5 protein-coding genes are annotated in these 10,570 nt (G+C 46.6%); 4 read left to right on the top strand and 1 reads right to left on the bottom strand.

Translation table 11 applies throughout. The annotated features are described in order from the left end of the window. The first annotated feature begins 48 nt into the window (after positions 1-48). The gene (locus tag B7X71_RS07815; protein ID WP_293598022.1) at positions 49-954 is read left to right on the top strand and encodes an NAD kinase; all 906 of its coding nucleotides are present in this window, start codon (positions 49-51) and stop codon (positions 952-954) included. A 26-nt stretch (positions 955-980) separates the two neighbouring features. Then, positions 981-2,651 carry a DNA repair protein RecN gene (recN, locus tag B7X71_RS07810; RefSeq protein ID WP_293598011.1) on the top strand — a complete coding sequence of 557 codons (1,671 nt, stop codon included), beginning with the start codon at positions 981-983 and terminating at the stop codon, positions 2,649-2,651. Between the two features lie 4 nt (positions 2,652-2,655). Here the strand turns inward: recN and glnE are convergent, their stop codons facing one another. Continuing rightward, a complete protein-coding gene (glnE, locus tag B7X71_RS07805; protein WP_293598012.1) occupies positions 2,656-5,472 on the bottom strand; it encodes a bifunctional [glutamate--ammonia ligase]-adenylyl-L-tyrosine phosphorylase/[glutamate--ammonia-ligase] adenylyltransferase in 2,817 nt (938 codons plus the stop codon). Positions 5,473-5,550: 78 nt separating this feature from the next. Here glnE and B7X71_RS07800 point away from each other — a divergent pair, with 78 nt between their 5' ends. Continuing rightward, positions 5,551-9,720 carry a YhdP family protein gene (locus B7X71_RS07800; RefSeq protein ID WP_293598013.1) on the top strand — a complete coding sequence of 1,390 codons (4,170 nt, stop codon included), beginning with the start codon at positions 5,551-5,553 and terminating at the stop codon, positions 9,718-9,720. A 4-nt stretch (positions 9,721-9,724) separates the two neighbouring features. Then, positions 9,725-10,558: a carbon-nitrogen hydrolase family protein gene (locus B7X71_RS07795; RefSeq protein ID WP_363926825.1), complete on the top strand. Its 834-nt coding sequence runs from the start codon at positions 9,725-9,727 to the stop codon at positions 10,556-10,558. Positions 10,559-10,570: the final 12 nt, after the last annotated feature.

Below are 10,570 nucleotides of genomic sequence, written 5' to 3'. Positions count from 1 at the left end.
CGATCATCCATAGTGGAAGGGATTTTATGCGTATGGTTTAATCGTTATATGTTAAGCCCATCCCCAAATTCCAGCAAAAAGGCATTTAGCCGGGTTGCGCTTGTCGGCAAATATCAGGCTGACGGCATGCAAGAGCGCCTTAATGACCTAGCAGCACTTCTGAGCCAGCAAGGCTGTGAAGTCTATGTTGAGAGCGCCACTGCAAGCCATCTTAGTCTGACCGCCTATCCCATCAAGAAAGTTGAGGAGTTTGCGGACGCAATTGATTTAGCAGTAGTTTTGGGTGGTGATGGCACGATGCTTGGTATCGGCCGTCAGCTGGCCGGCAGCAAAGTCCCTCTCGTTGGCATCAATATGGGCCGCTTGGGCTACATGACCGACATCCCAATCCAGAACGTTCAAACAGTCTTGCCGCAAATTATTGCTGGTGAATTTGAAGCGGATACCAGAACCCTGCTTGATGCAGTTGTCTTACGCGATGGTAAAGAGCTTAACCAAGCTCTTGCGTTAAACGATGTGGTTGTGAATCGCTCCGGAATTTCTGGAATGGTCGAGCTTGCGGTACGCGTCAATGGCTCATTTATGTACAACCAACGTTCTGATGGCTTGATTGTGTCGACTCCTACCGGTTCAACTGCTTATGCCCTATCAGCCGGCGGCCCCATCTTGCATCCGCGGGTAGCAGGAATTCTGTTGGCACCAATTGCCCCGCATTCATTGTCCAATCGCCCCATCGTATTGCCACAAGATATTGTGGTGAGCATCGAAGTGGTGGACGGCAGAGAAGTCATTGTGAACTTTGATATGCAATCACAAACTAATTTGCAATCAGGTGACATCATTGAAGTAAGCCAATCTAAAAAAACTATTACCCTGCTTCACCCTCGCAGTCATAGCGACTACAAAACCTTGCGAGAGAAGTTACATTGGAATGAGTATCCATCGACATTCTGATGTCGAATTTTTCGGTACGCTAAGGCATGCTTCAAACTCTATCGCTCCGCGACTTTGTCATTGTTGACCAACTAGAGCTAGACTTTTCTTCAGGCTTCACAGTCCTCACCGGTGAAACTGGTGCTGGTAAATCCATCCTCTTAGACGCACTTAGCTTGGTATTGGGTGAACGTGCGGATAGCAGCCAAATTCGTGAAGGTTGTAACCGCGCCGAAATCAGTGCCCTCTTTCGCATTGATCAGCTACAAATTCAGCACTTCAATCAATGGCTTGATGAGCAAGGCTTTCCCATTGAGGATGAAGGGCAAAGCCTATTACTCAAAAGAACCGTTGAAGCTAATGGTCGTAGCCGTGCCTTCATTAATGGTAGCGTAGCAACCTTGGTGCAACTTCGTGAAGCAGGCGATCAGTTGGTGGACATTCATGGGCAACATGCCCACCAACTATTGCTCAAGGGTGGTGCACAACGTGAGCTTCTAGATCGTCATGCGAATCACTTAGAGCTAGCCGCCGAAGTCTCGCAACTATTTAAAACGCTAAATGAATCGCGTCGCAAATTAGAGCAAGCTGAAAACGCTGGGCAAGATATTGAACGCGAACGTGAGCGTTTGGAATGGCAATTAGAAGAACTCACTGAACTCTCTCCGCAAGATGGTGAATGGCCCTCTATTCAAAGTGAACATGCTCGCCTAGCTAATGGTGCAAAAATTATCAGTGGTTGCCAAGAAGCAATTGATGCTCTCAGTGATGCTGATAATTCTGTGGAATCCACCCTATCTAAAGCTAGCGCCAATATGAGTGCATTAGCAGAGCATGACTCCGCACTCTGTGATATCAGCCAAGCCTTAGAGTCAGCACAAATTCAGATTGATGAAGCAGTGCATAGCCTCAATCGCTATTTGCAAAAACTGGATTTAGATCCTGGGCGTCTCAGCGAGGTTGAGGAGCGCATGCAAGCACTCCATGGTGCCGCCCGAAAATACCGCATCGAAGCAAATGAATTGCCAAAACTACTGCTCGACACCAGCGAACGCTTGGAGGCCTTGACTGCCTCTCAAAATATAGAGGCTTTACGCGAGAAGGTGAAGCAAGAAGAACTTGCCTATCTCAAACAAGCAAAGATACTCACGCAAAAACGCAATAAGGCTGCGCTAGATTTAGGCAAGCAAGTGACTACCGCAATGCAAGATTTATCAATGGCAGGTGGACAGCTAGAAATCGCCTTGCTGCCATTAGCTGAAGGTGGTACTCATGGTCTTGAGCAAATTGAATTTCTGGTTGCAGGTCATACCGGCAGCACTCCCCGCTCACTTGCGAAAGTTGCCTCCGGTGGTGAATTAGCTCGGATTAGCTTAGCCATTAGCGTGATCACTAGCAAAGCCTCATTTACCCCCACACTCATATTCGATGAGGTCGATGCCGGCATCGGCGGGGCTGTTGCGGAGACAGTTGGAAAGTTATTGCGCCAGCTTGGCGAATCACATCAAATCCTTTGCGTAACCCACTTGCCACAAGTAGCCGCACAAGGCAATCACCACCTCAAAGTCAGTAAATCTCAGGCGGGGGACAAAACCCTATCCCAAGTGTCGCCGCTGGGAAGATCTGAGCGCGTTGAAGAAGTAGCTCGCATGCTGGGCGGGACAACTATCACCGGCACAACGCGTCGACATGCGAGAGAACTGCTAGAGCAACATTAAGTCTTTAAGCATTTGAGGAAGCAAGAAATACTTCTTGCCACAAAACTAGCACGACCTCTCTTGCCTGCACAAGTTGAGGCTCAAGACCCAAATCTACACGCGTCTTTTCTGCACCGTCTAAACGCAAGCGATGTTGCCGCGCCCGAAGTAAACGATAGGCATCACCCACCTGTTGAGCTATTGAAGCGTGAATTAATCCCACATCTCCAGCAATGCGCAGCAAGGCGATATTTCCCAAATTACCAATCAGTTGTGGATGAGTATTTGAATATGCGAGGACTAAAAATTGCACGATAAATTCAATATCCACCATTCCGCCGGCGTCATGCTTCAAATCAAAATCGGGGGTGGGGTTTGGATGTCCAGCATGAACCTTGCGTCGCATTTCTAAAATCTCATGACGGAGTTGATCAACATCGCGCCTCTGACTTAAAACCTCAAAACGCACATCATCAAAGAATGCTCCAACCGCTTCACTTCCAGCTGAGAAACGTGCGCGTGTCAGGGCTTGATGCTCCCAAACCCATGCAGCGTTATCGCCTTCACGCAACTGATACTTCTTAAAGGCATCAGTATTCGTCACCAAAAATCCTGCGGAGCCATTCGGACGAAGGCGCGTATCGATTTCAAAGAGACTACCTGCAGATGTATAGGCCGTTAACCAATTAATCATGCGCTTAGCAAGTAAGGCATAAATTTCTTGGGCGGCAAAATCCGTTTCTTCGGCCTGATACAAGAAAACCAAATCCAAGTCGGAGGCATATCCCAGCTCTTTTCCACCCAATTTTCCATAAGAGATCACTGCAAATGGCGCAGTCGTATCTAGTGACAGCTCAAATTTCTTGACAACACCAGGCCAAACACGCTCAAAAGTAGTCTGCAATATTAAGTCTGCCAAAGCAGATAAATGATCGCTGACCTTTTCAACAGAAAGCTCATGATCAACGCCAATGCCTAGATCCGCCAATAAAGTAATAAAGGTTTCAGTGTGATGGGTAATACGCAAAATATCCATCGCCTGTTCTGAGCCATCACCATCGGCCATCACGTCATCAAGACGCATATCTAAAGTAGTCTTTACTTCTCGCCAATATTGCTCCGGCTGTTCAATCAGCGCTTTTTCAGTACGTGAATTAAGTAAGTAATCCAGCAGATGGGGATGCCGAGTTAAATATTCAGCACCCCATTGAGATGCCTTTAGCAAAGCCAATACGTTGGACAGCGCCTGAGGGTACTCAGACAATATGGATAGGTAGGCACTACGTCGGGCAACCGCCTCCAGCAAATCAAAGAAGCGAAGTAAAGTCTGGTCGGCGCTAATTACAGCAGGCTGATCTGCTTCCAAACTATCTGCAGCCTTACGAATCAAGTTATTGAAAATAATTCTGCTTTTCTCTGACAATTGTCTTTGCTTGGAGCCATCAGCCCAAGTCAACCAACGCCCTGCAGACTCTGGGAACAGCGCACTATCAGGCTCCCATCCAGTTGGTAAAGAGGTATTGTCTAGGCGCGCAGCATTATCTAGCACAAAGGCTTTTTCAAAATATTGAGCTACCGCGGCTTGGTGTTTATCGAGCTCCGATATGAAAGCAATTCGCTCTTGAAGCTGATCAGGGCCACCCATACTCGCAGCCAATCGAGTGCGAGCACCTTCATCTTCAGGCAAGTAGTGTGTCTGCTGATCTTCCCATACCTGAATACGATGTTCTAAGCGACGCAAGTAAACATAAGCCGTCTTAAGATCATCCACCTCATTGGCCGGCAAAATTCCTTGTTGCTTTACCAAGTCCAATACTTCCAGAGTAGGTCGAATGCGAAAACGTGGATCAGTCCCGCCCCGCATCAACTGGAACATTTGCGCTAAGAACTCAATTTCACGGATGCCGCCCCGACCCAACTTAATATCCCTAGATCGACCATGATGATTGGAAGAGCGCTTCTCAGCCTCATGCTGTATCTGCGCATGTAGCTCACGGATGGAGGCAACCACACCGTAATCAAGATGGCGACGATATACGAAAGGGCGAATCAATTGATCGAGTTCGCGATCGCAATAGGCAAAAGAGGGGGAGTCAGGTAAAGGCGCAATCAATCTACCCTTAATCCAAGCATAGCGCTCCCACTCCCTACCCTGGACCAATAAGTATTCCTCGAGCATATCGAGACTGCAGACCAAGGGGCCGGAGTCTCCATTGGGTCTGAGACGCATATCTACCCGAAACACAAAGCCATTCGCATCATGTTCTGCCAAGAGTTTGATCAAGCGCTTGCCCATTCGGGTAAACCACTCGTGATAAGACATACTCTTAGGGCCGCCTTGAGTGTCTCCTTCATGCTCGTATAAAAAGATGAGGTCGATATCAGAAGAAAGATTGAGCTCTAGACCGCCTAACTTTCCCATACCCACTACCATCAAAGGCATCTCTGAATCAGTAACCTTGCTCCACGGCAAACCAAAACGACGCTGCAGATCCTCACGAATATAAGCAATCGAGAGAGCCACCGTCTCTTGCGCGAAGTGGCTCAAGGCATGGGTCACCTCGCTGAGATCAGAAATGCCATTGAGATCTCGGAAGGCAACCCAGAGCATGAGGCGCTGTCTTGCCAGCCTCAGATCTGCCATAAATTGAACCTCGTCCTGCTCTGAACCTGCCAAAGCATCCTCGCAAGGGGTTAATAGACCCCTAATCCCGGCAACATCGACTTTGCGAGAACCCTGCAAACGAAGCCAATCGACCCATTCAGGGCGAGAATGAAGCCAGCGTTGCGCATAGCTGGAGTGTTGCTTTAGAAATTCAATTTGGGCAGCAAAATCGGTCATTTCTCCATCTTAATCCGACTCCAGAATCAAACCGCAGAAGCTTGGCGATCGCCCAATGGCTGACGGATAATAGAGTCCATGTTACGAAACATCATCCGGACCCGCCTGAAGAGCGTGCTTCAAAAACGTGCTCCAGGCACTGGCGGTCGTTGGCGTAAGCGTGCCCTTATTCTTGCTGGTGTCACCGTGGCTTTTTTTGTGCTTGGCCATCTTGGGGTGCGTTTTGTTTTATGGCCACAGATCGAGAAATCCAAGCCCGCCCTAGAAAGCTTAATGAGTGCGCGCTTAGGCACCAACGTCACAATGGATGCCGTGCAAGTTTCATGGACAGGAATTCGACCCAGCTTTGCAATTGAAGGGTTACGTTTCAATAACGCCGATGCTGTGCCGCCACCCCTACAGATTAAAAATATTAGCGGGCAACTCAGCTGGCTCTCTTTTTATCACCTGACACCTTATTTTCACGAGATCACATTTGAGCAGATTGAGCTCCATGCAAAACGAGATTCAACAGGCGCTGTCTCTGTTGCTGGTATTCCTATTCACAGCAAAGAGAATGATTTTGCTGCTGAGAATTGGTTGCTCGCTCAAAACGACATACAAATTAATAATGCCAAAATCTTCTGGGAAGACCAACAAAGTCAAAATCTAAAGACTTCAATTGATGTTCAAAGTATTCATCTCACAAATGGCATTCGGAGCCATGAGGCTCAACTGCTCACGAAAACTCCTTGGAGTCCAAATCAGATCAAACTCCAGGCTGACTTTGTTCATCATCTTGGCGGACAAGCAGGTAATTGGCGGGACTGGATCGGTATTTTTTCATGGGATCTAGCAGATCTAGACCTCACTCAAATCTCTAAAGACCTGAGTCTTCCCTTGCATGACTTAAGCGGCAAACTCAATTCCAAGGGTAGCATAAAGCTCGATGTCGGAATGGCGAATGGCGGGCAAATGTATTTAGTCGCCGATAAGCTCCGGGTTCAATTAAACAAAAATCAGGATCCTCTTGAGTTTGGTAGATTGGAAACCAATCTTATTCAGGAGACGGATGGTGGCCTCAATTCCATCACAACAAAAACCTTGGCATGGCGAAATATCGATAGCCCTAGCACCGCACCATTGGATAAATTAAGTCCAATTACTTTCCGTTGGCGTCCGCCAAAAGATGGTGGCGAAATCAAAGAGTTTGGCTTCTCATCGCCAAAAATACAAGTTGAAGATATTGCACTTTTCGCACTCAATCTCCCTCTGCCGAAAAAAATTCACCAGTGGATCAAGATCTCTGAAGCAGATGGTGAGCTAGAGAATGTGGAAATGAATTGGTCCGAAAGCCAATCGGCCCTATCGGCTTTACCAATACCGGGTAATTGGTTTACTTCCAACAAACTCGATTTCACCGTCAGCGCAAAGCTGAATGACATTAGCTTCACTGGGGTAAATAAATCCATGCCCTCAGCTTCGAATTTATCTGGCAATCTCGTGAGTAATCAGAAGCAGGGTAGCTTCACAATGGATTCGGGCAATCTTGAGTTGGTGATGAATGATTTTCTATCTGACCCAGAGATTCAATTAGACCGTGCTAAAGGCAATATTAATTGGTCCAAACAAAAAAGTGGCTGGCTCATTAATGCAAAGAAAATGCAGCTTAGCAACTCTGAAATCACTACCAATTTTGACCTTAGCTATCTGATCGGAACCGCCAAGCAACCCGATCAAATGGCCTTGGATATGGAGTTTGTTAAAGCAAAATTAGCGACAGCACATCGCTACTTACCGGTTGGAATGGATAAGGATAGTCGTCTGTACCTCAGTAAAGCCTTTGAGTCTGGAGAGATTCAAAATGGCTCTTTACATATCAAAGGTGACCCAAATCAAGCGCCTTACCCAAGTGGAACTGTTGGGGAGCTCAGCTTGCACCTACCTTTTTCCAAAGCGAGCTTCAAACCAGCACCCCTACTCCCAAGAAGCCAGGGAATTTGGCAAGCATTTAGTAATGTCAGCGGCAACATCGACATAAAGCAGGCAACCCTGAACATTGACGTCGATAAAGCAAATTACAAAAAGGTAGCACTGACCGACGTGAAATCCCAAATCCCAAATCTCAGCGCCAAAAATCTCACCTTACTCATCAATGGATCAATCGCAGGGGATGGCTCTGAAATTCTTGAATACGTATTTGCATCACCTGTGGGCGTGCAACAAGCCAACTTAGCTAAAAATCTTACCCTCAAGGGCGCAGTGAATGTGGGTCTTGACTTAAAAATCCCGCTGTCCGGAAATGATGATGTTCACTTCGATGCAAAAATTAACCTCCCCGGAAACCAAGCTCAATGGGGGCAAGCTCCTCCACTAGACAACCTGAAGGGCAAGGTGCGTATTACCGAAGTCAATCCAGAGTTTGAAAACATCACTGCGAATTTTTTAGGCGGGACTTTTAAGATTTCCAGCGCACCATCTGCGGTAGGCAACACCAGCTTCAGCATTGGTGGCGACATTAATGCCAGGTTTATAAAAGATTACATTTCAGGAAATTTAAAATCTCCAGCGCATCCAGCACTTCTGAGTGCAATGAGTGGGTCAGCTAAATATGAAGGTCTGATCAACTTCAATAAAAGTGGTAGCGAAACCAATCTGAAGTTTGATTTACGTAATTGGGCAAGCTCTGCCCCAGCGCCTGCCAAAAAATTAGCCGGCACTCCTATGTTGGGCGAATTCAACTTAAAGACTTATCCAGCAAGTAAAAGCAATCCAGTTCGTGCAGATTGGTCCGGTAAATTGGGGGATCAATATTTTCTCCAAGGAAATCTTAATTCTGCCAATGACGTAAAAAATGCATTAGGAGTGGGGTCTCCAACACCACTGCCGCAGCAAGGTATCTCTTTACACTTAGCCAGCAATGAACTCGATCTTGATCAATGGATAGAGTTTTTTGGAACGGGTAAAGCAGCAAATAAAGCGAGTGACGCTAAACAGATTGACGCTGCCGAAGAAGACATCCAAATATCTGCTCAAGTAAAGAAATTAATTGCCCTAGACCGCGATTGGACTGATGTCAGCATGCAGTCACAGAACAAAAATGTAGGCTGGCAACTGCGCTTGAATGCACCACAAATTGCTGGTCAATTGCAATGGCAACCGGGTAGTAGCGATCATCCGAGCGGGTTAATTTCTGGAAGACTCGCACGCCTAAAGGTGCCAGATCAACGCCTAGCCCCAGACTTACTCAATAAGGAAGATGCCTCACAAAAAACATCTCCCCTTAAGACCCCCATCAGTCCCAACGCGATTCCCAGCTTAGATTTAGTCATTGATGACTTGAGTTGGACAAAAGCAAAGCTAGGTGCAGTGAAGATCAAATCTAGGACTAGTCAGGATCTCATGAAGGTCGAGTCTATTCAAATTAATAATCCTCAAGGCAATTCGACTATCAAGGGCCAATGGCTTGCTCATACTCCAAAAAATGCTGAATTAAGCTCTTTCACTGCGGATGTAAATATCAAAGATGCGGGACAAATCATTTCGCATTGGAGCAACTCCAAGTCGGTAGAGGGCGGAGAAGGAAAACTCAATGCTTCACTCTCATGGTCTGGGTCACCCTTTTCGCCTAACTATGATTCTCTTGCAGGTAACGTTAGCCTTGACCTTGCCAAAGGTCGCCTACTTGAAGTCAATTCTGATGGCGCGAAATTATTGGATGTCTTGAGTCTGCAAAGCTTGTTTAGATTTGCTACCTTAGACTTAAAGGGCAGCCTCGGCAACCTAGCCACCAAAGGTACACCATTTAACTCGATTAGTAGTAATTTTGAGATAACACAAGGAATTGCACAAACCAAGCAGTTCACCATGATTCTGGATCAGGCCCGCGTCGCAATGGCAGGGCAAATTAATGTCCCAAAAGAAACTCAAGATTTAAGGATCACTATATTCCCAACAATTGATGCCACAGCCGGCTCACTAGCTGCATTTATGATCAACCCTATCATTGGACTAGGGGCGGTAGTAGGTCAATACCTCATCACCAACCAAATTAATCGCACTATGCAAACGGATTATTTGATTCAGGGGTGTTGGGAAAATCCAGAAGTAATTCCGCTTGATCAGAAGGGGCAACCGCTTGATGCCAAAACGATGGAGACGATTCGCACTAAAAATCTTTTGAAAGAGCAAGCTAAACCTAGCGCGCCAAATTCTGCACCTGCAAGCCCACCCGAAAATCAAAATAACCCCTCCCAAATGCCAAACTAAGTAAATGAACTTACCAAGAAATACTTCTGAACTTAATATGGCATCGATACAAATGGTATCGACCCCTAGCCTCAGCGAGAACCTTGAGGTTGCCGCCAGTTTGATTAAAGCGGCTGCAGATTGCGGTGCTCAGCTTGCCGTATTGCCAGAATATTTTTGTTTAATGGGTTTGAAAGATACCGATAAGGTAAGTGCGCGAGAAGCTGCCGGGTCCGGTCCTATTCAAGAGCGCCTTGCCGCTATTGCCCAAGAAAATAATATTTATCTCGTTGCTGGCACCATCCCCCTAGAGGCAAAAGAATCCAATAAAGTTTTGAATTCCTCCTTGGTATTTGATCCGAAGGGCAAGCAAATCGCTCGCTACGACAAAATGCATTTGTTTGGCTTTCAAACCAAAACCGAGCGTTACGAAGAATCGGAAACTATTTCAGCAGGCAGCCAACCGGGTCAATTTGCAATCAGCGTCAATGAAATTGATTGGAGCTTCGGCTTAAGCATTTGCTATGACTTACGTTTTCCAGAGCTATACCGCGCACTTGGGCAAGTAGATTGCCACATTATTCCAGCTGCATTTACTTACACTACTGGCAAGGATCATTGGGAGATCCTCTTGCGTGCACGTGCTATTGAAAACCAGTGCTATGTACTATCTTCCGCTCAAGGTGGTCTACACCTAAATCAACGTCGAACCTGGGGTGAGAGCATGCTAATTGACCCTTGGGGAGAAATATTGAGCAATCTACCTGAAGGGGAAGGTTTTATTCAGGGCAAACTCAGCAAAGATAAATTAAAAGAGGTACGCTCTAAGCTACCGGCACTAAAACACCGCAAGCTTTAATACAGAAAGTTC

Source organism: Polynucleobacter sp. 39-46-10, from assembly GCF_002282275.1.
This window is presented reverse-complemented; position numbering and strand designations above follow the sequence as displayed.

What these genes read in the sequence shown, in the direction of transcription:
- B7X71_RS07815 (WP_293598022.1), top strand. Translation starts at nt 49, where the DNA reads ATGTTAAGCCCATCCCCAAATTCCAGCAAAAAGGCATTTAGCCGGGTT.
- recN (WP_293598011.1), top strand. Translation starts at nt 981, where the DNA reads ATGCTTCAAACTCTATCGCTCCGCGACTTTGTCATTGTTGACCAACTA.
- glnE (WP_293598012.1), bottom strand. Translation starts at nt 5,472, where the DNA reads ATGACCGATTTTGCTGCCCAAATTGAATTTCTAAAGCAACACTCCAGC.
- B7X71_RS07800 (WP_293598013.1), top strand. Translation starts at nt 5,551, where the DNA reads ATGTTACGAAACATCATCCGGACCCGCCTGAAGAGCGTGCTTCAAAAA.
- B7X71_RS07795 (WP_363926825.1), top strand. Translation starts at nt 9,725, where the DNA reads ATGAACTTACCAAGAAATACTTCTGAACTTAATATGGCATCGATACAA.